The organism is Pseudovibrio sp. SCP20 (assembly GCF_057774105.1).
On sequence record NZ_JBYMDH010000003.1, the window covers coordinates 70,457 to 95,651 of the forward strand.

Consider the following 25,195-nt stretch of genomic DNA (forward strand, 5'->3'; position numbering starts at 1 on the left):
AAATTTATGTTCCATGGAGCTTGGCAAACAAATGGCCGATAAAGTCGTACCACACTTCCACAACAGCAACGGTGTAGAAGCCATCAAAATTGGCGCCAAAGAATTCATGTGCATCGGCGCAAAGCCACCACTGGATCACCCGCATGTGTTCCTCGACATGGGTGCTGATGACAACGCGGTTTGCCCTTACTGCTCTACCCTATATCACTACGACGCCAGCCTGGGTTCTCACGAATCCAATCCGGCTGATTGCGTATGGACACCTGATGCGGCTTAACAGCCGCATCACTTAGACGATAAAACGAATAATCAGTAATCCCGCTGCGATGCCTGTTCCCCTGTTTCAGGCAAAGCACGGCAGGAAAGCTGCGCAATGATACCAAGAAATATTGCTATCGCAGGAGCCGGGATCGCCGGCCTTACAGCTGCGCTATATCTCGCCCGTAAGGGCCACAGTGTTTTCCTGTTCGACGCTGCTCCAGAGCTTTCCGAAGTCGGCGCGGGAATTCAGTTGTCCCCCAATGCGATGAGATGCCTGCAGGCCCTTGGCTTGGGCCCTGCCCTCATGGCAAGAGCCGTTTCCCCTTCCAGCGTCAACATTCGCTCCGGTCAGGATGGCTCTCAACTGGCAACGGTTCCTCTGGGACGGATCGCAGAAGATCGCTACGGCGCACCATATTATGTGATCCACCGTGCAGATCTTCAGCAGCTCCTGCTCGAAGCTGTTCAGAATACGCCAGAAGTTACCCTGCGCCTGGACACCAAGATCGACAACGCTGAGATCAGTGGCGACACCGTTAAGCTGAACGGCGCTGCCTTTGCCTCTGGCATAGATGGCGTGCCGGAGCTGTTTGATCTGCTCATTGGCGCAGATGGCGTGCGCTCCAGCATTCGCCAGAACACTCTGGGCGGAGCACCTGCAAAGCACACTGGCTTCGTGGCCTATCGCGCAACAGCAGAACCGCCGTTCAATCTGGAGCATCTGCTCAGCACCTCAGGCCTCTGGCTCGCCCGCAACGCGCATCTGGTTCAATACCCGGTGAAAAACGGCAAGCTGCTCAACATCGTCGCCATCACCAAGGAAAGCTGGGAAGAAGACACCTGGTCTCATCCTGTTGGCCGTGATGACGTGCGTAAGCATTTCCGCAATTGGACACCGGAAGCACTCCGTCTGGTCTACCTGCCGGAAACATGGACACGCTGGTCCCTGTGCGAGGTCGACACCCGTCCGGCCTGGACCCAAGGTCCGGTCACTCTCATCGGTGATGCGGCCCACGCTATCCTGCCGTTTTCTGCGCAAGGGGCGGCTATGGCTATTGAGGATGCAGCAGTGCTTTCCAAAATGGTCGACAAACATGGCGCAACGCCTCAGGCGCTTCAGGCCTATGAAGCTGCTCGTCGTCCACGCATCCAAAAGATGAGCAAGCTCGTAAAGTGGAATGACTGGGTCTACCACATGGGCTTCCCGCTGCGTATACCACGGGACATCGTCATGCGCTCCAGCTCACCGAGCCAGCTTCTGGACCGGTTGAACTGGATCTACGAGTGGTCTCCAGAAGACGAAGATATCTAAAGCGGACCTCCGGAAAGTGGGCACCAGTTTTCGGAGATGCGCATAAGCAAACGATAAAGCAGTCCGCGTGATCAAGGATCATGTCGAACTGCTTTATCGAAGCATATTGAGTTTCGAAGGAATACAGAAAGCCATGACCAACAAAATCATCACAGCGGGCTATGTCGTAATCGGCGACGAAATCCTGTCAGGTCGCACCAAAGACAAGAACATCGGCTTTCTGGCATCTTACCTGACCGACATCGGTATCGACTTAAGCGAAGTGCGTGTTGTGCCAGACGTTGAGGAGAAGATCGTAGAAGCAGTCAATGCTCTGCGCGCTGAGTACACCTATGTCTTCACCTCCGGCGGTATTGGCCCAACCCATGATGACATCACCGCCGATGCCATCGCCAAGGCCTTTGGCGTTTCCATTGATCTTGACCCACGCGCTTATAAGCTGCTCGAAGATCACTACGGTGCAGAGAACTTCACCCCTGCCCGCCAGCGCATGGCCCGTATTCCTGATGGTGCAGATCTGATCGAAAACAAGGTCTCCATCGCACCGGGCTTCCGTATTGAGAACGTCCATGTGATGGCCGGCGTTCCTGCAATCATGCAGGCCATGGTGGATGCTATTGCACCGACTCTGAAAACCAGCCAAAAGATGCTTTCCGTGACAATTGAGGCCGCTCTTCCTGAGAGTCGCATCGCGCAAGACCTAGGGGAAATCCAGAAAAACTACCCGGAAACCTCAATTGGCTCGTATCCGCAGTCAAAAGATGGAGTATTTTCCACACAGGTTGTTGTGCGATCTAGGTCAAATGATGTACTGGAACAGGCCAGTGAAGCCGTCCGAGCAGCCGTAGAAGCTGCAAAGACAAAATTTCTTTGAAAGAAGACACATGGATAATCAGCAGCAATCCAAAGCATTCCCGGTCTCTTGGGACCAATTCCACCGCGATTGCCGTGCCCTCTCTTGGCGCCTCGCCGACAAAGGCGAATTTACAGCGATTGTAGCCATCACACGTGGTGGCCTTGTTCCAGCTGGCATAATTGCACGTGAACTGGGTGTTCGCACCATTGAGACAGTTTGCATCGCATCTTACCACGACTACGACGATCAGGGTGAGTTGAAGGTCATCAAGCCAATCGATCCAAAAGTGATCGGCTCTGAAGGCGGCGAAGGCATCCTCATCATTGACGATCTGGTCGATACCGGTAAGACAGCAAAAGTTGTTCGCGAAATGCTGCCAAAAGCACACTTTGCAACCGTATACGCCAAGCCAATGGGCCGCGATCTGGCTGATACCATTGTGACCGAAGTCTCTCAGGACACCTGGGTGTACTTCCCATGGGATCTGGGCATGCAGTTCCAGCCACCAATCTCGAAAGATACCGCAGGCTAAACAGCCTGGCGGAAGTCTGCATAAGAGTTTCAAAGCCTCGGCCTCACCGCTGGGGCTTTTTATTGCTCGGTTACTTACCGGCCTTCACGCTGGCGGAGTAACTGAGCAACAAAATGCACGCCTAGTGTGATTGGTAACGTGGCCCACCAAAATTTGGCTAGCTCGAGGAGTATGATACCTCCTCCCATAATCGCGAGAGCTACCCAATGAAGAACCCCTCCTTCGATCATAAAGAATGGAGTTGTGCTGTATTGATCAATAACCAAATAAAACAACGAGAAAAAAGCAGCTGAAGTTGAAGCAATAAAAATCACTCCAACAATTGATAGAAAGAAGCTCCAATTACCTTGTGTTCCTAACAAAGGACAGAAAGTCCACGAGCTCAGCGACACAAATCCCAACAGCGGCAAAAGCATTTGGAAGGCAAAGTAAAAGAAAGATGCTTTTCCCGTTACCATCAAGTCCCAAGAGTATAAGCTAGATTCCCAATACAGCCCAATGCTGGATATAGCAGCCATCGCCACAACAAAGACATCAACCAACTTCACAGGCCGCAGAAGACTACCTCTCAAAATAGAGACAATCTTGCTCAACACCGCACCTCAATAGCCCGATCCGCAATGATCTCATCAGCCGTCAGGCGGCAACCAATCGCATAGACCTCAACGCCTGCTTTCACAGCCGCATCAAAGGCCTCGCCGTACTTCTTATCAATGTCACGGGCCAGAACAAGCGCATCACAGTCATCACGCTGGATCAGAAACACCATAGCGGCACGGTGACCTTCGCGAACCATATCAGCAAGTTCATCCAGATGCTTGGCACCGCGAGCAGTCACAGCATCAGGAAACTCCGCAACACCATCTTCACGAGCCAGCGTCACGTTCTTCACCTCAACATAGGTGCGCTTATCACCCTCGCCTTCCAGCAAGATATCGATACGGGAGTTCTTGCCGTACTTCACTTCACGGCGCAACTTGTCGTAACCGCTCAGCTCAGGGATACGTCCCGCCTCAATGGCCTCTTCTACAAGACCGTTGGGACGGCTGGTGTTGATCCCCACCATCGCACCATCAATCTCAAGCATCTCCCAGGAATACTTCAGCTTGCGCTTTGGATCGTCATTCGGTGTCAGCCAAACTTTGATGCCCGGCTCTTTCAAGCCCATCATGGAACCGGAGTTGGCGCAGTGCGCAGTGATTTCCGCTCCGCTGTCATCCAGTGTCACATCAGCCAGAAACCGTTTGTAACGCTTAATCAGCCGGCCCGTAACCAGCGGCACATCAAATCGCATCGCGACCTTCCAAATTGTTCAGATTATTTGGACCAGAAATCAGGATCCAGAAGAATGAGAACCGTAAACAGTTCCAGACGCCCCAGCAACATCGCTGCGCACAAAATCCATTTCACAGGATCTGGCAGCGGCGCAAAGTTACCAGCCGGACCAATCATGGTGCCAAGACCCGGACCAACGTTACCAACAGACGTCGCAGCAGCAGAAACGGCAGTCACCAGATCCAGATGGAACAGAGAAAGGATCAGCGTCAGAATGCCAACGGTGCCGATATAAACCACGAGGAACGCAAGAACGGAGAACGTCAGTTCAGGGGTCAGATGCGTATTACCGTAGCTCACGGAAATCACACGGTTCGGACGCACCATCCGGCGCATATGCGCAATCACGGTGCCAAAGAATACGAGGAAGCGGAAGACCTTGATACCGCCCGTCGTGGAACCGGTACACCCGCCCACAAACTTGAGCAGGAACGCAAGACCAATCACCGGCGCACCCCAAGAGGTGTAATCCCCCATGGCATAGCCCGTACCAGTCACCACAGAAATCACGTTAAACGCAGACTGCAGGATCGCACTGCCAAAACTGTCAGCATTGCCGGAGGTGCCCAGATAAATCGTCAGAGCAAGAGAGATAAGCCCCACCAGCCACAGGAATGCCCGCACCTGCGGATCACGCCAAAGCAGCATCGGCTGACCGCGCAGCGCCTGAATGATCAGCACAAACGGAAGTGCGCCAACGATCATAAACACCACAGCAATCCAGCCGGTCACTGGGTTGGTGAAGTATCCGAAGGAGTTATCATGCGTGGAATACCCACCGGTCGCAATCGTCGTCAGGCCATGGTTGAACGCATCAAACATGGTCATACCGGAGAACCAGTAAAGCACGATACAAAGGCTGGTCAGCAGCAGATAAGTCATACTGATCAGGCGGATCAGCTCGATGGAGCGACTAACAATCTTCTCACTCTGGTCAGAGCTTTCGGTCTGGAACAGCTGCATTCCACCAACGCGCAGAAACGGCAAAAGAACGATCGCCATAACGACGATCCCAACACCGCCCATCCACTGCATCAGCGAGCGCCACACCAGCAAGCCCGGAGGAAGTGAGTCGAGCCCCGTCAGCACCGTGGAGCCCGTGGTCGTAAACCCGGAAACAGCCTCAAACGCAGCATCCACGTACGCAATACCAAGCCAAAGGAAAGGCAATGCACCAAACGCAGGCAGCGAAACCCAGCACAAAGTTGTCAGGATAAATGTCTGGCGTGTATCCAGCCCATCACGCAGCGCACCACCCATGGCAACGATAAGCAACATGCCAACGAGACCAGTGATTAATGCTGAAATAATAAAGGCTTGCCAGTCAGCATTACGCGACACAACATCCACAAATGCTGGGATGAGCATGGCAGCAGCAAGGCCGACATAAAGGTACCCAAGCACACTTAAAACCGGTCGTATGGAAACCAACATCTATACCGCCGACATCAAATCCAATTTAGCCCGCCCGCTAGTCACATATTGTCCCTTCACGGACGAGATTGGAACGGTATGCTCTCAAACATTTATGAAGCATTGGTTTTAGGCCACTTAGTGATATCTGGCAATTGAATTAATCGGGCAACTACCTATTCACACAATAGAATGGGCACAGTCCACGCGGATATGCCCACTACACAAAACCAAGATCTCTCAGGGACGTAGCGTCACCGCCAGAATTCAGGGTTAAACAGCACCAGCACAGTGAAGAGCTCCAATCTCCCCAGCAACATGGCTGCAGAAAGAACGATCTTCGCACTACTTGGAATGTCCGCAAAGTTTCCGACCGGACCAACCACATCACCAAGTCCCGGTCCCACATTGGAAATCGCAGTGGTCGCCGCACTCATAGCCGTCACCAGATCAAGGCCCAGACCACCAAGGATAACCGTAATCAGACCAACCGTCGCCATATATACAACAAGGAACGCAAGAACGGAGAACGCAAGATCAGGTGTAATTTTGGTATCGCCATAGCGCACCGGCACCACCTGATCAGGCCGGATCATCTTGTTCATGTAAGCCCGAACGGTGCCAAAGAACACGATGAAACGGAAGATCTTGATGCCACCACTGGTCGACCCTGTACAGCCGCCAATAAACGTCAGCATCAGGAAGAAGCCCATCATCGGCGGACCCCAGGCCGTGTAATCGCCAAGGCCATAGCCGGTGGTGGTGATGATGGAAATCACCACAAACAGCGCCTCCACCACAGCACGGCCAAACGTGAACTTGTTTTCGATGCCAAGATACAGCGCCGTCATGCTGGAAAGAATGATGATGACAAAAATAAACGCCCGTGCTTGCGGATCCTGGAGCAGCGCCATCGGATTTTTGGTCAGGGATTTGATCAGAACAACAAACGGAAGACCAGAAGCCAGCATGAAGACCACAGCCACCCACTCTGCCGCCGTGCTCTCAAAGTACGCAAACGAGGCATCATGCGTCGAGAAACCACCGGAAGACAGCGTCGTCATCGCATGGTTCACCGCATCAAACAAAGACATGCCAGAGAACACATAAAGGATCGCACAGGTCAGCGTCAGCATGATGTAAACACCGCCAATCAGGCGCGTCAGATCAGTAGCACGTGCCACGATCTTCTCACCGCGATCGGAGCTTTCAGTCCGGAACAGCTGCATACCACCGATACGCAACAGTGGCATAAGCAGGATCGCCATAACGATGATACCAATACCACCAATCCACTGCGTCAGAGACCGCCAGAACAGCAAACCCGGAGGCATCCCATCCAACCCGATCAGAACAGTCGACCCGGTCGTTGTGAAGCCCGAAACACTTTCAAAGAAGGCATTCTCAAACCCGATGCCAAGACTGAGAAATGGCAGCGCACCACAAACCGGCATCACGAACCACGACGTCGTGGTCAGCAAAAACGCTTGGCGAATGGTGAGGTGTTCAAGCTTGTAGTTGGCGGTTGAAACCGCAAGCAGCAGACCCAGAAGGCCCACAAACAGAGAGGAAAGTGCAAACGCAATCCAGTCAGGATTACTGAAGTAGATATCCAGCAATGCAGGCGCCAGCATCAAAATGGCCAGCCCAACCAGAAAATATCCAAGCACCCGTAATACGGGACCCACCGTCGCCATTATATCTCTCATCTCAAGATGGGCGCAGCCTCAGGCAATTGCACCAACAAGCTTTAATCTCAAATCCTACAGAATCCCGGTTAAGCTTCTCAGCAGAAGAGCGCAGTAAATCACTCTGATGATGTTTGAGGTTACTGGACCGTGAAAATCTGAAGGGTCATATCGGACCAGAACAGTCCGGCAGCATGGAGCGTTTATCTACGCCAAAAGTAGAACCCCGCCAAGTTTTTTCTGATCAGGATATCCCCTCGGCATGGGTGTGCAGCATAATAGAACTGCAATTCTGCCGTGTGTGACGCCGACTTAGTGTCACTAAAGCACGATTTAAACTCGGAAAAACACGTGCACCGCACATTCCCACAGTACTGCGACAATACTACCTATAAGTCATTCTACCGTGACAGGATGTGACTCTCAGATCACATTTTTCATCAGCCTTAACATGCGCTCCAACTGAATTAATTTCATTATACTATTGTTTTAAATGAGATATTGAAGACTGAAATTTCACTACACTCAAAAACAAGGCAATTCAACAAAATCAACTAGATAGCTCATATTGTCGCAGTTTTTCGCCTTATAGATTTCATCAATGACACGATAGACTCATACGATTTTATTTAAGCTGCAACCTTCTGCAAGTTCTCGCTGAACACCGTAAGCTTCCCTACGTCATTTCAGGTAGGGCCTTGCGGTACTGAAGAACAGGGGAAGGGTACTCATGGTCTGAATTTGTGGTTTGCAGGGTCCGTTTCAACGACCCGGGAACCCGGAAGGAAAGTCAAAGCGAGTTTGTAACCGCTGACGCAGTTGCACTTTAAAACCTCCCATAAAGCTGCAGCTCAAACCCGAAATCCTGACGGTTCCAGCTCCTCCCGCAAACCAGAAATCAAGACCATGAAACGAGATGCCTTCATCAGCTTCGCTCAGCAAGCAAGCGTCATGAAGCCAGCCTCTCCTTTCCCCCGTCAGTTTTATGGAGAATGGCTGTTATGCTTCAGCAGACAGACAAGCACGAAGAATCCTATAGCGAGGCACACAAGCCTGCCAGCGAGTTCGAGCAACGGTCCGATTATCTGGACCACGAACTCCAGATCATGAAACCACGCCGTTGGGGCCTCAACCTCCCAGGCCGCGACTTCCGCTTCGAAATGGAAGACTTTGTTCCGGCAATTGCAGGCACCATCGGCATCTCCGTGATGTACTCTGCGGTTATGACTGCATGGGCAACCGGCCTCACCGCAAAATGGCCTCACGTTAATCTGGGCGCTGAGTGGATCATCGAGGTGGTTCGCGTTGAGATGCTCATCCCTGCTCTGATCTTCTGCATCATCGGTTCCGGCTTCCTGAACCCACGTGCAAACCTTGCAGGTAACCACGGTCCAATGATCCCTCTCATTGGTTCCATCGCTCTTGCAGGTGCACACCCACTGGCACTGGCAGCACTCGTCTGTCTCTTCGGCTTGCTCCTCAGCTACTTCAAAGGCGGCTCTCGTCTGGTGAACCTGACCAGTCAGGGCGTAGCAGGTGGCTTGCTCGTGTTCCTCGGCTTCATGGGGGCAAAGGGGCAGATCACATCCCTCTTCACCTGGGCCGGCGGCCTGCAGGCGAAGCATGATCTTGCCTACAGCCTGTCATACGTTGCTCTGGCAATCTTTGCAGTCAACATCGTTCTCTATGCCTTCCTCGCAAAGGTCGGCAAACGCTGGCTCGCAATCCCGGCTTGCTCCGTCGTAGCAGTTGTTCTGGCTCTTGCTCTTGGCGCTGGTGTTGACCTCCAGTTCACCACAGCTCCTGGCTTGCCAAACATGAACCCATGGTACTGGTGGGGTTCCACTGAAACCGGCTGGCAGCTTGGCATTCCTGGCTTCAACCACTTCGTTGCTTCCCTGCCTTGGGCAATTCTGGCAGTAGCAATGTGGTCCCCGGACTTCCTTGGCCACCGTATCTTCCAGGAACTCAATTACCCTAAGAACACCGATAAAGTTCTGATGGACGTTGATGACACCATGACCTGCTGCTCCCTGCGCCAGTTCACCGGCACTTTCTTCGGCGGTGGTAACATCACTTCTTCCTGGGGCACTTACATGATCCCAGCTGCGATCGCGAAGCGTCCAATCCCAGCAGGCGCAATCCTGCTCGGCACCCTCTGCATCGTTATCGCAACCATCGGCTACCCAATGGACGTAGCAGTATGGCAGCCAGTGATGTCCTGTGCTCTTCTCGTCGGCGTATTCCTTCCACTTCTGGAAGCTGGCCTGCAGATGGTGAAATCCAGCAACGACACCAACTCCGCTGGTATCTGCATCTTCGCAGCAATCGTCACCAACCCTGTTCTGGCATGGGCAATCACCATGTTCCTCGACAACAACGGTCTGATTGGTGACAAAGAACGTGCAGAACGTCTGAGCTTTGCAGACCGCATCGTCATCCCAGCAGGTGCAGTGATCATCTGTACCCTGGCAATGGCCGCAGTTGGCATGCTCCCAGGTATTCCAGCACTGCTGTAATCCTGAGCAACAAAAATCAGAAAAAGCGCATCGCCCAGCGATGCGCTTTTTTGCATTTGCAACCACTGCGACAATACGCACCTGAGTAAAACCTGACGTCAGTAACGCACAGTACGGATGACAACCAGCACTCAATCTGGCATAAACAAAGATAGCAAGCGAAGCTACTTCTCTGATATTTCAAAATAAATCAGAGCGTGCAAAATTTTTCACCGCACTATCCTTGCTCAACTCCCCACTTCAGACCATCACGAACCAGCTCTGTAATAGATTACATCTATAACGTGATAGACTCTGGCGATTTCAACTCGCCATGTGTTAGATGCAAACTCAACGTATGGATGCAGGCCTCCTCCCTCTCGCCTGCCTCCTAGGCACATCCCCGGAATGGGGCTCGGTTTTCGGAAACAGGATGTAGCCGCAACACAAGATTGAAGCGGTTTGCCGAGCGAGGCGAATGCAAACCGCTTTGATTGCTCTAGGGGTTTGCTGATGTTTAAAATACCAAGCTTTATGCTGAAAGACGCGATTGTCGCCAAGCCGGGCTTCAATCGTTGGCTCGTTCCACCGGCTTCCATTGCAATTCACCTGTGCATCGGCTCAGCCTATGCATGGAGTATCTACAACCCGGCGCTCATCAGAGAAATTGGCGGCATCGCACCAGCAGCTGAAGATTGGTCCCTCAGCTCTGTCGTGTGGATCTTCTCTGTAGCGATCCTGTTCCTCGGCCTGTCAGCAGCAGTTGCTGGCAAGTGGCTGGAAAAAGTCGGTCCACGCTGTGTAGGCACAACAGCTGCCTTCTGCTGGGGTGGAGGCTATATCATTGGCTCAATCGGCATCATGACACATCAGTTATGGCTGCTGTATCTGGGCTATGGCGTTATCGGTGGCTGTGGTCTGGGCCTCGGATACGTCTCTCCGGTTTCTACCTTGATCCGCTGGTATCCTGACCGCCGTGGTCTGGCAACCGGCATGGCCATCATGGGCTTTGGCGGTGGCGCGATCATCGCTGTTCCGCTGAAAAGCTGGCTTCTGGGCCTCTATGCCAAAGCACCAGATTATCTCGGCCCACTCGCCGATGTGCAGACAACCGTAGAAAACGGCATCCGCTACGTACAGGTCGCTGGCGCAAAAGTAGAAGCAATCGTAGTCAGCGCATCACAGGCAGAGGCAGCCTTCGAAGGTGCCAAGGCAGGCGTCTATGTTGCTGGCACAGGCAACACCGGTGCTGCATCCACCTTCCTCACATTGGGTATCGTCTACTTCGTCGTAATGATCCTGGCATCTTTCGCCTACCGTATTCCGGCACCAGGCTGGAAACCGGAAGGTTGGGAACCTCCGAAGGAAGACCCAGCAAAGCAAGGCCTGATCACTCGCAACCACGTGCATATTGATACAGCTCTGCGCACTCCACAGTTCTATCAGCTCTGGATCGTGCTCTGCTTCAACGTGACAGCTGGTATCGGTGTGATTTCTGTCTCCAAAACCATGATCTACGAGATCTTCGGCAACGGCATGCCAACCATCGTGGATGGTGCATTCACCGCAACCTACGTCTTGATGATCTCTGTCTTCAACGCCATGGGTCGCCTCGGCTGGTCTACTCTCTCTGACTATATTGGCCGCAAGAACACCTACACCGTCTTCTTCGTACTGGGCTCTTTCCTATACCTGTCCATTCCGCTCATCGCAGCTGAAGCAGGCGCAAGCCCATCCGTGATGTGGCTGGTGATGTTCTACGCAGCAACCATGACCATCTTCACCATGTACGGTGGTGGCTTTGCGACAATCCCTGCGTATCTGGCAGATATCTTCGGTACAAAGTTCGTCGGTGGTATCCATGGTCGCCTGCTCACCGCATGGTCAGCAGCTGGTGTGGCCGGTCCGTTCCTCATCACATTCCTGCGCGAACGGTCTGTAAACGCCAAGATCTATGAGTTGGCAGAAAAAGTTGATCCAACTGTCTTCCTCCAAACCTTCGGTGAAGGCAAAGAAAAGCTGGCAGAACTCATCGCAGCAAAATCCATCTCTGTTTCCAGATTGATGGAAGTGGCTCCGGAAGGAACTATTGATCCGACCCCAAGCCTCTACAACACAACAATGTATGTGATGGCTGGTTTGCTCGTCGCAGCACTTATCTCCAACCTTCTCATGAAACCAGTCCACCCGAAGTACCACATGGCAGAAGACGCACTGGGTGAAGGAGAAGCACCAACAACAAAACCGGCAGAAACTGGCAAGCGGACCTCAGCGCCAATGCCTGCCGAATAACAAAGCAAACCCAAACAAACTAAGCCCGCGATCTTCGCGGGCTTTTTTTTATCTCATCATCATAAATGAAAGCTCTACTCAGCAGAGGCAGGAAGAACCGGCTTCTTATACTGAGCTGCACACTCTGCCAGTGAGGTGATAATCGCAGGCTCAAGCTCACGCTTTGTCATCACCATGCCAATACTGTGAGAAACAACCGGCTTAATCAGTGGAACAGACACAATCCCTGCTCCCAGCGACAGAGCTGAAAACTCCGGCAAAATCGCACAATAACCTGCGCGGATAAAACCACCCAGCGACGGAATTGTCTCCGCCTCAATCTCAGGATCAAGCTCCACGCCAAGGAACCTGAGCGTGCTGTCCACCATCATACGGTTCTGCAGATTAGGCGAAAGCGCGACCATGCCCCCAGCATTCACAGCCGTTTCCCACTCCACAGCCTCAGCATTTTGCAAGCGGTGCCCAGCGGGCATGAACAGGCGGTAGTCTTCCTCATAGAGCGTAAAGCTGCTGTGCTTCTTGGCATCGCTGAACTGAGTGTAGGTGATGCCCGCATCAATCTGATAATCTTCAAGCGCCTTATGGATCTCATCATGGCTCATCAGCTGGATCGTAGCATGTGCATGCGGATGGCTTTTCTTCAGGTCCAGAATAAGAGACGCCGTCGCCACATCAGCGGATGGAATAACGCCAATATTGACCTTGCCAAACACCTCAGCGCTCTTGCCGGCAACCTCATTCCGCAAGCTGTTGCAGTCCGCAAGCACCTTCTTCGCCCAGACGAGGATCCGCTCCCCTTCAGGCGTCAGTCCATGAAACTTCTTGCCGCGCTCAATAATCGGCACACCCAGCTCAATTTCCAACTGGCGAATTCGGCCAGACAGCGTTGGCTGCGTCACGTTACAAGCCGCTGCAGCACGAGTGAAATGCCGCTCTTGAGCCAGAGTAACGAGGTATTGTAACTGCCGAATATCCAAGAACGCTCACCCTTCACACAACGCTTGATAGAAATGCTCTATAGCACAATAGAGCAATCAGATCAGAATGGGCACGGACACTATAGCGTATCGCCGAAAAGTGGAAGCCGGTTTTCGGATAAAGATACGCAAGCAAAAATTGCTAATGCAGTTCACCAGATACAGCCCAGATGCGAACTGCATTAGCATTTGTTTTCTCAAAGAAAAGCAAAACAAATGCGCTGCGTTCTTACGCCACAGGAATACCAGAGCAGTCTGTTCACAGGGTTCATGGGGCGAACCATCACTTGGCCACATTGCCTCTCTTATCTGCAAGCAACAGTTTTCAGTGATTTGCAATCGGACCTTCCATGGCAAAAACCATTTCACGTCCGCTCCTTTGGGCCGCGGGCACAGCCTTTTTCGTGATGCTGGCAGTTTTCGGCACTTATCTGATGCTGCCTTACGACCTACCCGGCTCTGCAAACCTGACGAAAGTAAAAGAAGAACGCCTGCCAGCCCTTCGCGCTGACCTCACCTTCAAAGGTATGGAGCTGGGAAGCCCAATCTTCCTGCGGGTCTTTAAAGAAGAAAGCCGACTGGAAGCCTGGGTCAGAACTGGCCAGACCTATCAACCCTATAAATCCTGGGAGATCTGCAAATACTCTGGCGATCTGGGACCAAAACTGAAAGAAGGCGACGGCCAGTCACCGGAAGGCTTCTACAACGTCTCAGCCAGACAGCTAAACCCGAACAGCCGATATCATCTCTCCTTCAACCTCGGTTTCCCGAACGCTTTCGACCAGTCATTAAGCAGAACGGGTTCTTACCTCATGGTCCACGGCAACTGCCTCTCCATCGGCTGCTACGCCATGACCAATCAGCATATCGAGGAAATCTACCTGCTTGTCGAAGCTGCACTGCAAAGCGGACAAGACACTGTCCCGGTTCACATCTTCCCCTTCGAGATGACCGAAGAAAACCTCAGCAAACACAGCAGCTCCAAATGGCATCCGTTCTGGCGCAACCTGAAACAAGGCTACGACCTCTTCGAACAAAACCGCATACCACCAGCTGTCTCTGCGGAAGATAAGCACTACAAGTTCAATGTTTAGCCTACACACATAAAACAGATAGCTGGAGCAATGCCCCAGCTATCTGTTCACTTATCTATTTCACCTAGTGGCAGTGGTAGGTTCCGCGCTTACGATCATTATGACATCCATCGCTATTAGTCCCACCACTATGCGCAGCAGCTACCCCTACACCTAAAGATATCGCGAACATTGCCAAGAAAGCCCCGGCTAGTACTTTTTGCATTTTCCGCTCCATTGATCGCCTTACAACAGCGCAGAAAATACAATTTTCTTAAAATCAGCCTATTAGGTAAAACAACAATATGTAGAGAACAGGTGAAGTGATCTAACCTATTGCGCTAGCGAATCTTCTCTTGAGGGCAACACAAGAACATTACTTCGAAGCGCACTGAAAAACGATCACGCATTTCCAGCAAGAAAACTGTGTAGACAGTTTCTATTACGAGTTTGCTCTATATTTTCAGGGAGAGAGTTTGGTGCGGACGGCGGGACTCGAACCCGCAAGCCCAAGGGCGGCAGATTTTAAGTCTGCTGTGTATACCAATTCCACCACGACCGCTTGCAGGCACTTGAGTACACGAGCAAACCAGCATCGTGCAAGTGCCTGTTTTCCGTTATCCAAGAAGTTCCTGTGACTTACCCCGGATGACACGACCATCAAAATCGCCGTTCCCCCTGCGTTAAACAGGGAAAAACAGCGGCCTTCACAAAATGCGTGCGCAGTTAAGGATCTGACCTTCTTTTTTCTCTATCCCTTTTAGAAATACCCGATATAAGTGGGGAAACACGAGATTACTCCATAGATCGCCCCTAAAAAAATAGGAGAAGCTTCTACGGAGAAGCAGGGCTTGCGAGCTCGCATAAGCGCATTTTACAGTTCCTCATGATGTAATCTGCGCTGGTCCCTGCGCGAACGGAACAAGGAAAAAACGGGAAAATGATTGAGTATGTAGACGCTGCCAAAGCGCCCTTGAAAAACACTGGCCAGATTAAGATCTACAGCCAGGAAGATTTTGAAGGTATGCGCAAAGCAAGCCAGATGACTGCGCAGTGCCTCGACGCACTCGTGCCTCTGGTGCAACCTGGCGTCACGACACAGGACATTGATGACTTCGTTTTCAAGTTCGGCAAGGAGCGCGGCGGCGTCCCTGCAACGCTGAACTATCGTGGCTACACCAAGTCCTGCTGCACCTCCATCAACCGTGTCATCTGTCACGGTATCCCAGATCCAAAGAAGAAGCTGAAGGAAGGCGACATCGTCAATATCGATGTCACTTACATCGTTGATGGCTGGCACGGCGACAGCTCCCGCATGTATCCGGTTGGCAAACTGAAGCCAGCCGCCAAGCGCCTGATTGAAGTGACCCACGAGTCCCTGATGCGCGCATTGGAAGTTGCCAAGCCGGGCAACACCACAGGCGACATTGGCCACGCCATTCAGGAGTATGTGGAATCAGAGCGCTGCTCCGTCGTGCGTGATTTCTGCGGTCACGGAGTTGGCAAGCTGTTCCACGACATGCCAAACATCCTACACTACGGCCAGAAGGGCACTGGCATCAAGCTGATGCCGGGCATGATCTTCACCATTGAGCCAATGGTCAATCTCGGCCGCCCGGACGTTCGCGTGCTCAAAGACGGCTGGACAGCAGAGACCAAGGACAAAACCTTGTCTGCTCAGTTTGAGCACTCCATCGGCATCACCTCATCAGGCTGCGATATCTTCACAACGTCACCAGCAGGCCTGTTCAACCCAATGGAACCGGAAACCGGAGCCGCTGCATAAAGCACCAAACAAGGAGGGGGAATGAAGCAAACCAGTTTCGGGTTTCATGAGGCAACTCCCTCTCCTCAGGAGCAGGCACCTACCGTGCCTGCACTCCCAAACCAGATCCCTCTGGATGAACCGGCACCACGACCGGTCAAGCCTGCCGCCCGGCAGAGCAAAACCAGCAAACCAGCAGCCAAACACTATCACGGCCACCGTGCACGCCTGCGCGAGCGTTTCGAGGAAAACGGCCTGAATGGCCTCCAGTCCTATGAGATACTAGAGATGCTGCTGTTCTCTTCCATCAAACAAGGCGACACCAAACCCCTCGCCAAATCCTTGCTGGCTCAGTTCGGCTCATTCGCACAAGTCCTCGCTGCCCCCAAACAGCGGTTGGAGGAGGTTCCCGGTTGCGGGCCACGCACCGCAAGCTTCATCAAGGAAATACAGGCTGCCGCCATCCTCTATGCAAAAGCACAGGTTGTAGAGCGCGATCCCCTCTCCTCCTGGAGCAAGGTGCTGGAATACGTGCGAGCTGCCATGGCCCACAATGATAAAGAAGAGTTTCGCATCCTGTTTCTGGACAAAAAGAACCGCCTGATCGCCGATGAAGTCCAACAAACCGGAACAGTCGACCATACACCGGTGTATCCGCGCGAAGTGACCAAACGCGCACTGGAATTATCTGCCTGCGCCATCATTCTGGTTCACAACCATCCATCTGGCGACCCGACGCCATCTCGGCAAGACATTGAGATGACAACAAAAATCGCCAGCACACTGGAACCACTCGGCATTGTGCTACACGATCACATCATCATAGCCGGCTCAGGTCATGTCAGCTTCAGAGGACTGCAACTCATCTGAGTTTCCCGCATCAACAGAACTCCATTCACATAAATTTCCCAAGTCATCGATAAAACGCACCTTCTGTACAGGCTCACTCAAGCAAACTTTCAGAACATAAGCATGGGCAAGTGCGTTTACGCATACAATCAAGAGTTTAAAAGGCAGCATGAGTAGAATGCCGATGGCGGGACAATTGAGTTCGAAAACCCCGATTTCTGCAGCAGTATTGGGAAGTGCTTTCGGCAACACGATCACACGTGGCAAGAAAGTCGGCGCCCGTATGATGGCTTTGCTGATCCTTTCTGTGGTCGCCGCCGCCTTGGCCGTTGGCTACGTGGCCTTCTACTGGTCAACCCAGCGCGCCCTCGATTTTGAAGTCGAGAAAGAAATCAGGCTGGTTCAGAGTAACCTCAAGGTGTTCCGCAACGGTTTGGCCAACGAGGCAGAGCGTATCGCCATCTCCAACAAGGCCTATGCGTCTGTTCTGTCTGAAGAAAGCAACATCCTGCTGGATGAAGACCTGACACCAACCCCAAGCACACGCGGGGACAGAGACATCTTCGTGATCCTCAACAAGGACATGAAGCCGCTCTACACCTACCGCCGCGATCTGCCATGGCACAGCGAGGTCTTTGAAGATCAGCTGCGCGGCCAGATCAACGATACGCTGATGGAGCTCGAAACCAAGGCAAACACTAAGCAGCAAGAACTGCGCGTTCCAGAACCTCTGCGCAGCCACGCACCGCTTTCTCTCAGCCTGCGCGATGTCGTTATGGTTGATGGCGCGATTGGACTCGTCACTGTCGCAGCAATCACACCGTCCACTGCACCACCAAAAGGCATGCCGGCAGTAGCCGGTTATCTGCTGTGGGTCCGCTCTCTGGACATCCGCTCCATTCGCTCCTTTGAAGAATCCACCGGCCTTTCTGAAATGTTCATCACCACGAACAAGCCGAAAGCCGATTTCCAGCGCGTATCTGTTCCTCTGCTTCGTCGCAGTGGTGAGACAATCGCCAACCTGAGTTGGAAGACAACCGCAGCCTCAGGCGCGATCTTCACCAATTCTTCCCCGTATTTCCTAGGAACCATCGCAGCGATCCTGCTGACGACCATCCTCATTCTGCTCCGCTACATCAAAATGACTGACCGGATCTTGCAGAATGAAGCCGATGCAACACACGCAGCTCTCCATGACGCCCTGTGCGGTCTGCCCAACAGAACGTGGTTTGAAGTCTTTGCGGCCGATGTCCTCAAACGCGACCGCCAGAAGCAACGCATCACCGGCATCGTGTTTCTGGATCTCGACCACTTCAAGCAGATCAACGATAGCCTTGGCCACTCCATCGGCGATGAAGTCATCAAGCTGGTTGCTGAACGTCTGAAAGCCTCCATCAATCCAGAAGACCGTGTTGCTCGTGTCAGTGGCGATGAGTTCCTGCTGGTGCTGTCTCACCGCACCAAGATGGAAGAGATCATCGAGACCTGCATGTACATCGAGAAGATGCTCTCCGATGCATTCAAGGTCGAAAAGCACAAGATCCTCACCACCGCCAGCATGGGCGTGGCTATCGCTCCGGCACATGGTCATGACCTTACCGAGCTGCTCCGCCGCGCGGACATCGCGCTGTATCAGGCCAAAAAGCTGGGCCGCGGTCGTTACGTGCTCTTTGAAAAAGAGATGGAAGATACTCTCCAGATCTCCCGTGAGATTGAAGAGGACATCAAACGCGCGCTCAACGCCAATGAGTTCCAGAATTACTACCAGCCGATCATGGATCAGTCTGGCACCAATATTCTGGCAGCCGAAGCACTTATCCGTTGGAACCATCCGAAAAAAGGTCTCCTGCCACCAGCAGCCTTCCTGCCGGTTGCAGAAGAATCTATGCTCATCAACCGTATCGGTGAGTGGGTGCTGGAGAACGCCATCAAGGACGGTGCAACCCTTGATGAAGTCACCATGTGCGTGAACGTTTCCCCAACCCAGCTGCGCCATCCGGAGTTCCCGGAGTTGGTCAGCAAGCTGCTTGAGAAGTACCAGCTGGAAGCAAACCGTCTGGAACTGGAAGTTACCGAAGACGTCCTGATCAACTACTCTGAGACAGTGGTTGAAGTGATCGAGCGCCTGCGCAATCTGGGTGTGAAGATCGCGCTGGATGATTTCGGCACCGGCTTCTCTTCCCTCAGCTACCTGCGCCGCGATCTGTTCGACAAGATCAAAATCGACCGCTCCTTCATCAATGGCGCAGTTACCGATGCTAAAGCTAGGGAAATTCTGGCAAGCGCAATCACACTGGGTCTGCGTCTCGGCATGCAGGTTTGTGTTGAGGGCGTTGAGGAAGAAGAGCAAAAAGAACTGCTGCTCACCATGGACTGCCCAATGATGCAGGGCTACCTGTTCTCCCGCCCAATCCCGCTCGGCAAGTTCCGTCTGTGGCGTGATGATATGGACGAAGAGCTGGAGCAAAAGCCACGTAAAATCAGAGTGGGCGCAGCAGAATAACCTGCGCCCTTCCAAGCCAGTCGGCTATTCAGATTAGGCTTTAAGAAAAACTCTTCCAGAACGCAGCAAACGTCTCACTGGTTTCCTGCTTGAAAGCAAACGGCCTCTTCACCGCCGCCTCCCAACGCACACCGGACGCCTGCAGCACAGCAACCCCATGCTGGCCAAACTGCACTTTCAGCTGATCAACCAACCAGGCCTTCACCTGCTCAGCGCGCTGCTGCACAAGCTCACCGCGTTCACTCAAAGCAACCACGTGCTGATCGCAGGCTTCCACCAGATCATTCAGACCTGTACTATCCAATGCGCTGAGCATCAGAACAGGAACCTTCCAGTCCCCTCGCCGCGCACTTAGGCTCATGGCACCTTCCACGTCCGCACGCGCTCGGCTGGCCACATCACCCATATCCGCTTTGGTCACGCAGATAATGTCCGGCAACTCCATGATGCCCGCCTTCATGAACTGAAGACTATCACCCGACCCCGGTTGAATACAAAGAACACAGCTGTCAGCCACCAGAGCCACATCCGCCTCTGACTGACCAATACCAACACTCTCCACAATCACCCGGTCCATCACGGCCCGCATCAGGATAACAGCTGCAATAGCATGCTCAGAAAGCCCACCAAGCCGATCCCGGGCAGCCATAGAGCGCACGAAGATCTTCTGGTCTTCCGGATCTGTCGAAAGACGGGTTCGATCACCCAGCAGCGATCCGCCCGTCACCTGAGAGGAAGGGTCTACCGCAATCACCCCAACGCTTTTGTCTGCGCCGCGGTACTCGGAAATCATTGCATTGGTAAGGGTGGATTTCCCAACGCCGGGTGGACCGGTGAGCGCAACCACATGCGCCATTGGGTTCTGCAGCGCTTCATCCAGAAGAGAGATCAACTGAGGATGCCCCTCATAACTCTCAATCGCGCTGAGCAAACGTGCAAGAGCTGGCTTACCGCCAGCTCTCAACTCTTCAAGAGAGGTAGGAGCCGCCTTAGGCCAGCTCCTCACCTTTTTGGTTGGACCACTCACCCCTTGTTCCGATGAGCCAGCACTGCCTGAGCAGCTGCAAGACGCGCAACAGGAACACGGAATGGAGAACAGGACACGTAGTTCAGGCCAACAGTTTCGCAGAACGCGATAGAAGCCGGATCACCACCGTGCTCACCACAGATACCAAGCTTAATATCAGCCTTGGTCTTACGACCGTTCGTGGCTGCAAGCTTCACCAGCTGGCCAACACCATCAATATCCAGAGACACAAACGGATCCTTTTCCATCACCTTGCGATCCTGATACTTGCCCAGGAAGGACGCAGCATCATCGCGGGAGATACCAAAGGTGGTCTGTGTCAGGTCATTGGTACCGAAGGAGAAGAACTCCGCAGACGCTGCAATATCTTCAGAAAGAAGCGCAGCGCGTGGCAGCTCAATCATGGTGCCAACAGAATACTCAGGCTTCTCGCCCAGTTCCTTCGCCACAACCTCAGCAGTGCCATCAATGGAAGCGCGGACAATATCCAGCTCGCTCTTCAGACCAACCAGCGGCACCATAATTTCAGGTGTCACCTTACGGCCATGACGCTTGGAAACATCCAGAGCAGCTTCAAAGATCGCACGTGCCTGCATCTCTGCAATTTCCGGGTAGGAAATCAGCAGACGGCAGCCACGGTTGCCGAGCATTGGGTTGAACTCTTCCAGCTCTTCCGCACGCTCTCGCAGCTCTTCTGGATCAATATCCATCTGCTTGGCAACTTCAGCAATGTCCTCATCCGTCTTAGGAAGGAACTCGTGGAGTGGCGGATCAAGCAGACGAATGGTCACCGGACGATCAACCATCAACTCAAAGATGTCGATGAAGTCCTGACGCTGGATCGGCAGCAACTTCGCCAGTGCAGCTTTACGCTCCTGAACGGTGTCAGACAGGATCATCTCACGCACAGCAAGAATACGTTCTCCTTCAAAGAACATATGCTCGGTACGGCAAAGACCAATCCCCTCAGCGCCAAAAGAAAGCGCAACCTTCACATCAGCAGGTGTTTCCGCATTGGTACGAATGTTCATGCGGCGAATATCATCCGCCCATTCCATCAGCTTCTTGAAGTCGCCGGAAAGTTCAGGCTCCTGCATCTGAACCTTGCCAGCCAGCACCTGACCGTTACCACCATCAATGGTGATCACATCACCCTTGCCAAAGCTGCGGCCATCAACGCTCATGATTTCATTGCGCGCATCAACGCGAATGGAACCGGCACCGGCCACACATGGCTTACCCATGCCGCGCGCCACAACAGCCGCGTGACTGGTCATGCCGCCACGGGTCGTCAGAATACCTTCCGCAGCATGCATGCCGTGGATGTCTTCCGGGCTGGTTTCTGTACGAACCAGAATAACGGAACGGCCATTGGCCTTTTCTGTCTCGGCATCGTCAGAGTTGAACACGATCGCACCACAAGCAGCACCCGGAGAAGCTGGCAAACCAACGGTCAGCTCATCACGTTCGCTGTTCGGGTCAATGGTTGGGTGCAGCAGCTGATCCAGAGAAGAAGGCGCAATGCGCTCAACTGCTTCTTCCTTGGTGATCAGGCCATCTTTTGCCATATCAACCGCAATCTTCAGCGCGGCTTTCAGCGTGCGCTTACCATTACGGGTCTGAAGCATCCAAAGCTTACCGTGTTCAACGGTGAACTCCAGATCCTGCATGTCACGGTAGTGGTTCTCCAGCTTGTCACAGACAGCTTTGAACTCCGCAAACACCTCAGGCATGGTCGCTTCAAGAGATGGCTTTTCAGAATGCGCTTCAATACGGGCTTTTTCGGTGATGTCTTGCGGCGTACGGATACCCGCCACAACATCTTCACCCTGCGCATTAATGAGGAACTCGCCGTATAGCGCATTTTCACCGGTAGACGGGTTACGGGTAAAGGCAACACCGGTGGCAGAGTTCTCGCCCGTGTTACCAAACACCATCGCCTGAACGTTCACTGCAGTGCCCCAGTCCTCTGGGATTTCATGCAAGGCGCGGTAGGTTTTTGCCCGTGGGATCATCCAGCTCTTGAACACAGCACCAACCGCACCCCAGAGCTGTTCCTCAGGATCTTCAGGGAATGGACGACCAAGCTCTTCTTCAACCTTGTCCTTGTAGGCGGCTACGATCTCTTTCCAGTCATCACCGGTCAGATCCGTATCAAGGGAGTAGTCATGCTCGTCCTTGAAGTCTTCCAGAATTTCTTCGAAATAGTCATGGTCAACGTCCAGCACCACATCGGAATACATCTGGATGAAACGACGATAGCTGTCATAAGCAAACCGATCGTCATTTGCATCTTTGGCCAGCGCCTCAACGGTCCGGTCATTCAGACCCAGGTTGAGAACTGTGTCCATCATGCCCGGCATAGAAACGCGGGCACCGGAACGCACAGACAACAGCAACGGCTTCGTCGTGCTGTTAAACTCACGCCCTGTCAGTTCTTCAACGGCGGCAATCGCAGCATGGACCTGCTCTTTGAGCTCGGACGGATACTGCTGGCCTTCCTCATAATAGTGCGTGCAAACTTGCGTTGTAATGGTAAATCCGGGAGGGACAGGCAATCCTAGTCTGCTCATCTCTGCAAGGTTGGCGCCCTTGCCTCCAAGCAGCTCCTTCATAGAAGCATCGCCCTCGGTTTTGTTTTCTCCAAAGATGTAGACCCACTTGGTCATAACACCCCCCTTTATTGAGTGAGACATCAACCAATCTCACTTGGAATTGCACCACTGCCTACTATCTGCAATGAACAGGCTCATTATAGCAAGAGACTCAGACCTCGACCTTAGTGTTATTGCGTAAATACTTCTGAATTCTTGAGAAATATCAATATACTTACTTATCCGCAGATACTTGAAAAAATATAGGTTCAATTGAAAGAATGATCGGATACACTCTTTAGAACGCGGTGAGTAATCCGGCTGCTATAAAAACGCCATTCTTCGCTACTAACAGATTGATGTAATATTGAGTCGCAATCGGCTCTCAATGAGAGACATATATGACCCTGACAAGCTCTTTTGCGCTGTTCCGCTCCAATTCTGCTTCTGCTCAGAACAATGGCCGTATGACCTATCATTCTGTTATTAAAAACAGATTTTTCAAAAAGGCCCTTATGGCCTCAGCGCTGATGCTTGTCATGTTAGGCACCCCGCTGGTGCCAGCTGAAGAAGCAAAAGCAAACTCCCAATCCTTGCCGGCTGCAAGCTCTCTGTCAGGAAGTTACCTGTCAGGCAGAAGCGCCCTTCTCGCACAGGATCTGGCAGCAGCCTCCAACTATTTCACAGCCGCTCTGCAGCGTGATCCGGAGAATTTCTACATTCTGGACCGCGCATTTGTCACATCTCTGGCCAACGGCAATGTTGAGAAAGCATTTCCGCTGGCAAACCAGATTCTGGAAGAAGACAACGAGCATTTTCTTGCGCAGCTGGCCATTGCCGCGCAGCGTATCCACGAAGGTGACTACACCACCCCGCTGCCAGACGCTGTCACTCAGAATGTAAATCCACTCTCTCGTCTCACCTTTGCCCTCGTCTCCGCATGGGAAAAGGCCGGTCAGGGCAAAACGAATGAAGCTATTGAAGACCTGACAAGCACGACAGGTGCGAAGTGGTTTGACCTCTTCATCAATTTCAACGCTGGCCTGCTGGCAGAATACAACAACGATCCGCACAAAGCCGCTGAGTTCTATAAAGCTGCCTACGAGATTGACCGCGGCGCCCTGCGCAACGCCATCTCCTACACCCGCATGCTCGCCGCATCCGGCAGACAGCAGGAAGCACTGGACATCGTTGCTGAATACGAACAGCTCATCCCAGAACACCCACTTCTCGTCTCCTTGAGAGAACAGATTGAAAGCGGTGAGGTCATTGAATCCGTTGCCAAAACACCAGCAGACGGATTAGCTGAAGCTCTGCACGGTCTTGGCATCGCAGTCAGTAAGGAAGGCGAAGAGCTTTCCGCAAACTACCTGCAGCTCGCCATCTACCTCAATCCGGGCAACGACTCCGCGCTGATCGGTCTGGCCTCTCTGTTTGAGCAGCTTGGCGACAACGAACGTGCCATTGCATACCTCTCTGAGGTTTCTGAAAGCTCCCCGATGAAACGGGAAGCCGAAATCCAGATCGCACTCCACTACAACATTCTGGACAATCTGGAAGAAGCCCGCGCCCATCTGGAAAAGCTGGTTGAATCCGATCCGACCGACCTGGAAGCCATCACCTCTTTGGGCAACGTTTTACGTGGCCACTCCCTCTTTGAAGAAGCTGAGACTTCTTACGATCAGGGCCTGAGCACCCTCAACGAAATTCAATCCAACCACTGGACCTTGCTCTACTTCCGCGGCATCACCCGCGAACGTCAGGACAAATGGGATGCAGCGGAGGAAGATTTCCGCGAAGCGCTGACCCTAAAGCCAGAACAGCCAATGATCCTGAACTACCTCGGGTACTCGCTGGTGGATCGGGGTCTGAAGCTGGATGAAGCGCAGAAGATGATTGAACGCGCAGTCCGCCTGCGCCCAACCGACGGCTACATCGTCGACAGCCTTGGGTGGGTTTACTACCGCCTTGGCCGCTATGAAGAAGCCGTCGAAAAACTAGAACGCGCCGTCGCCCTGCGCCCGCATGATCCGATCATAAACGATCACCTGGGCGATGCCTATTGGCAGGTCGGTCGCAAACTGGAAGCCCGCTACAAGTGGAACCACGCCCGCGATCTTGAGCCAGAACCAAAAGATCTGGAACGCATTCTGGACAAGATCGAGAACGGCATGGAAGAAGCTGTTCCGGTCGTCGCCAGCTCTGCAGACAGTAAGTAAT

Annotated in this window: 19 protein-coding genes and 1 tRNA gene; 11 read left to right on the forward strand and 9 right to left on the reverse strand. The window is 52.8% G+C overall.

Annotated features, from left to right (window positions below; genetic code table 11):
• Positions 1 to 31 precede the first annotated feature (31 nt).
• The 4 genes from AC3CB2_RS13000 (at position 32) to gpt (ending at position 2,961) form a co-directional block, all read left to right on the forward strand.
• Entirely contained in the window at positions 32 to 277 is a 246-nt protein-coding gene (locus tag AC3CB2_RS13000; protein WP_174519171.1) for a zinc-finger domain-containing protein, read from the forward strand.
• A 96-nt stretch (positions 278 to 373) separates the two neighbouring features.
• Positions 374 to 1,573 carry an FAD-dependent oxidoreductase gene (locus AC3CB2_RS13005; RefSeq protein WP_008547384.1) on the forward strand — a complete coding sequence of 400 codons (1,200 nt, stop codon included), beginning with the start codon at positions 374 to 376 and terminating at the stop codon, positions 1,571 to 1,573.
• Between the two features lie 133 nt (positions 1,574 to 1,706).
• On the forward strand, positions 1,707 to 2,447 hold the full coding sequence (locus AC3CB2_RS13010) for a competence/damage-inducible protein A (RefSeq protein ID WP_352933137.1): 741 nt from the start codon (positions 1,707 to 1,709) through the stop codon (positions 2,445 to 2,447).
• A gap of 10 nt (positions 2,448 to 2,457) precedes the next feature.
• On the forward strand, positions 2,458 to 2,961 hold the full coding sequence (gene gpt / locus AC3CB2_RS13015; protein WP_014286390.1) for a xanthine phosphoribosyltransferase: 504 nt from the start codon (positions 2,458 to 2,460) through the stop codon (positions 2,959 to 2,961).
• Positions 2,962 to 3,035: 74 nt separating this feature from the next.
• Here gpt and AC3CB2_RS13020 read toward each other — a convergent pair whose 3' ends face one another.
• The 4 genes from AC3CB2_RS13020 to AC3CB2_RS13035 form a co-directional block, all read right to left on the reverse strand.
• Positions 3,036 to 3,554: a hypothetical protein gene (locus AC3CB2_RS13020; protein WP_352933139.1), complete on the reverse strand. Its 519-nt coding sequence runs from the start codon at positions 3,552 to 3,554 to the stop codon at positions 3,036 to 3,038.
• Positions 3,551 to 4,255, reverse strand: a complete 705-nt coding sequence (sfsA, locus tag AC3CB2_RS13025) for a DNA/RNA nuclease SfsA (protein ID WP_352933141.1) — start codon at positions 4,253 to 4,255, stop codon at positions 3,551 to 3,553. Before sfsA ends, AC3CB2_RS13020 begins: the two co-directional genes overlap by 4 nt.
• A gap of 23 nt (positions 4,256 to 4,278) precedes the next feature.
• Complete coding sequence (locus tag AC3CB2_RS13030) at positions 4,279 to 5,730, reverse strand: TrkH family potassium uptake protein (RefSeq protein WP_008547878.1); 1,452 nt, start codon at positions 5,728 to 5,730, stop codon at positions 4,279 to 4,281.
• A gap of 233 nt (positions 5,731 to 5,963) precedes the next feature.
• On the reverse strand, positions 5,964 to 7,379 hold the full coding sequence (locus AC3CB2_RS13035) for a TrkH family potassium uptake protein (RefSeq protein WP_352934160.1): 1,416 nt from the start codon (positions 7,377 to 7,379) through the stop codon (positions 5,964 to 5,966).
• Between the two features lie 1,019 nt (positions 7,380 to 8,398).
• Here AC3CB2_RS13035 and AC3CB2_RS13040 point away from each other — a divergent pair.
• Positions 8,399 to 9,916, forward strand: a complete 1,518-nt coding sequence (locus AC3CB2_RS13040) for a DUF3360 family protein (protein WP_208982197.1) — start codon at positions 8,399 to 8,401, stop codon at positions 9,914 to 9,916.
• A gap of 492 nt (positions 9,917 to 10,408) precedes the next feature.
• Positions 10,409 to 12,187 (forward strand): OFA family MFS transporter, encoded by a 1,779-nt coding sequence (locus tag AC3CB2_RS13045; RefSeq protein WP_352933145.1) that lies wholly within the window; start codon positions 10,409 to 10,411, stop codon positions 12,185 to 12,187.
• Positions 12,188 to 12,261: 74 nt separating this feature from the next.
• Here the strand turns inward: AC3CB2_RS13045 and AC3CB2_RS13050 are convergent, their stop codons facing one another.
• Complete coding sequence (locus AC3CB2_RS13050) at positions 12,262 to 13,164, reverse strand: LysR family transcriptional regulator (protein ID WP_352933147.1); 903 nt, start codon at positions 13,162 to 13,164, stop codon at positions 12,262 to 12,264.
• Between the two features lie 350 nt (positions 13,165 to 13,514).
• Here AC3CB2_RS13050 and AC3CB2_RS13055 point away from each other — a divergent pair, with 350 nt between their 5' ends.
• Positions 13,515 to 14,258: a L,D-transpeptidase family protein gene (locus AC3CB2_RS13055; RefSeq protein WP_352933150.1), complete on the forward strand. Its 744-nt coding sequence runs from the start codon at positions 13,515 to 13,517 to the stop codon at positions 14,256 to 14,258.
• 64 nt (positions 14,259 to 14,322) lie between these two features.
• Here AC3CB2_RS13055 and AC3CB2_RS13060 read toward each other — a convergent pair whose 3' ends face one another.
• Complete coding sequence (locus tag AC3CB2_RS13060) at positions 14,323 to 14,475, reverse strand: YHYH domain-containing protein (RefSeq protein ID WP_352933152.1); 153 nt, start codon at positions 14,473 to 14,475, stop codon at positions 14,323 to 14,325.
• 239 nt (positions 14,476 to 14,714) lie between these two features.
• Positions 14,715 to 14,799: transfer RNA gene (locus AC3CB2_RS13065), tRNA-Leu, on the reverse strand.
• A 378-nt stretch (positions 14,800 to 15,177) separates the two neighbouring features.
• Here AC3CB2_RS13065 and map point away from each other — a divergent pair.
• The 3 genes from map to AC3CB2_RS13080 all read left to right on the forward strand — a co-directional run bounded on the left by map (position 15,178) and on the right by AC3CB2_RS13080 (position 19,354).
• A complete protein-coding gene (gene map / locus AC3CB2_RS13070) occupies positions 15,178 to 16,023 on the forward strand; it encodes a type I methionyl aminopeptidase (RefSeq protein ID WP_352933154.1) in 846 nt (281 codons plus the stop codon).
• A gap of 21 nt (positions 16,024 to 16,044) precedes the next feature.
• Complete coding sequence (gene radC / locus AC3CB2_RS13075) at positions 16,045 to 16,872, forward strand: RadC family protein (protein ID WP_352933157.1); 828 nt, start codon at positions 16,045 to 16,047, stop codon at positions 16,870 to 16,872.
• A 175-nt stretch (positions 16,873 to 17,047) separates the two neighbouring features.
• Positions 17,048 to 19,354, forward strand: a complete 2,307-nt coding sequence (locus AC3CB2_RS13080) for a bifunctional diguanylate cyclase/phosphodiesterase (protein WP_352933159.1) — start codon at positions 17,048 to 17,050, stop codon at positions 19,352 to 19,354.
• Positions 19,355 to 19,394: 40 nt separating this feature from the next.
• Here the strand turns inward: AC3CB2_RS13080 and AC3CB2_RS13085 are convergent, their stop codons facing one another.
• Complete coding sequence (locus AC3CB2_RS13085; RefSeq protein WP_425328951.1) at positions 19,395 to 20,318, reverse strand: ArgK/MeaB family GTPase; 924 nt, start codon at positions 20,316 to 20,318, stop codon at positions 19,395 to 19,397.
• A gap of 59 nt (positions 20,319 to 20,377) precedes the next feature.
• Positions 20,378 to 23,050: a pyruvate, phosphate dikinase gene (gene ppdK, locus AC3CB2_RS13090; RefSeq protein ID WP_008548092.1), complete on the reverse strand. Its 2,673-nt coding sequence runs from the start codon at positions 23,048 to 23,050 to the stop codon at positions 20,378 to 20,380.
• A gap of 326 nt (positions 23,051 to 23,376) precedes the next feature.
• On the opposite strand from ppdK, the gene AC3CB2_RS13095 reads away from it, so the two are divergent.
• A complete protein-coding gene (locus AC3CB2_RS13095; protein ID WP_352933163.1) occupies positions 23,377 to 25,194 on the forward strand; it encodes a tetratricopeptide repeat protein in 1,818 nt (605 codons plus the stop codon).
• The last annotated feature ends 1 nt before the right edge of the window (position 25,195 follow it).

Coding starts and splice junctions, on each gene's coding strand:
- AC3CB2_RS13000 (WP_174519171.1), top strand. CDS start 32: ATGGCCGATAAAGTCGTACCACACTTCCACAACAGCAACGGTGTAGAA.
- AC3CB2_RS13005 (WP_008547384.1), top strand. CDS start 374: ATGATACCAAGAAATATTGCTATCGCAGGAGCCGGGATCGCCGGCCTT.
- AC3CB2_RS13010 (WP_352933137.1), top strand. CDS start 1,707: ATGACCAACAAAATCATCACAGCGGGCTATGTCGTAATCGGCGACGAA.
- gpt (WP_014286390.1), top strand. CDS start 2,458: ATGGATAATCAGCAGCAATCCAAAGCATTCCCGGTCTCTTGGGACCAA.
- sfsA (WP_352933141.1), bottom strand. CDS start 4,255: ATGCGATTTGATGTGCCGCTGGTTACGGGCCGGCTGATTAAGCGTTAC.
- AC3CB2_RS13030 (WP_008547878.1), bottom strand. CDS start 5,730: ATGTTGGTTTCCATACGACCGGTTTTAAGTGTGCTTGGGTACCTTTAT.
- AC3CB2_RS13040 (WP_208982197.1), top strand. CDS start 8,399: ATGCTTCAGCAGACAGACAAGCACGAAGAATCCTATAGCGAGGCACAC.
- AC3CB2_RS13045 (WP_352933145.1), top strand. CDS start 10,409: ATGTTTAAAATACCAAGCTTTATGCTGAAAGACGCGATTGTCGCCAAG.
- AC3CB2_RS13055 (WP_352933150.1), top strand. CDS start 13,515: ATGGCAAAAACCATTTCACGTCCGCTCCTTTGGGCCGCGGGCACAGCC.
- AC3CB2_RS13060 (WP_352933152.1), bottom strand. CDS start 14,475: ATGGAGCGGAAAATGCAAAAAGTACTAGCCGGGGCTTTCTTGGCAATG.
- map (WP_352933154.1), top strand. CDS start 15,178: ATGATTGAGTATGTAGACGCTGCCAAAGCGCCCTTGAAAAACACTGGC.
- radC (WP_352933157.1), top strand. CDS start 16,045: ATGAAGCAAACCAGTTTCGGGTTTCATGAGGCAACTCCCTCTCCTCAG.
- ppdK (WP_008548092.1), bottom strand. CDS start 23,050: ATGACCAAGTGGGTCTACATCTTTGGAGAAAACAAAACCGAGGGCGAT.
- AC3CB2_RS13095 (WP_352933163.1), top strand. CDS start 23,377: ATGACCCTGACAAGCTCTTTTGCGCTGTTCCGCTCCAATTCTGCTTCT.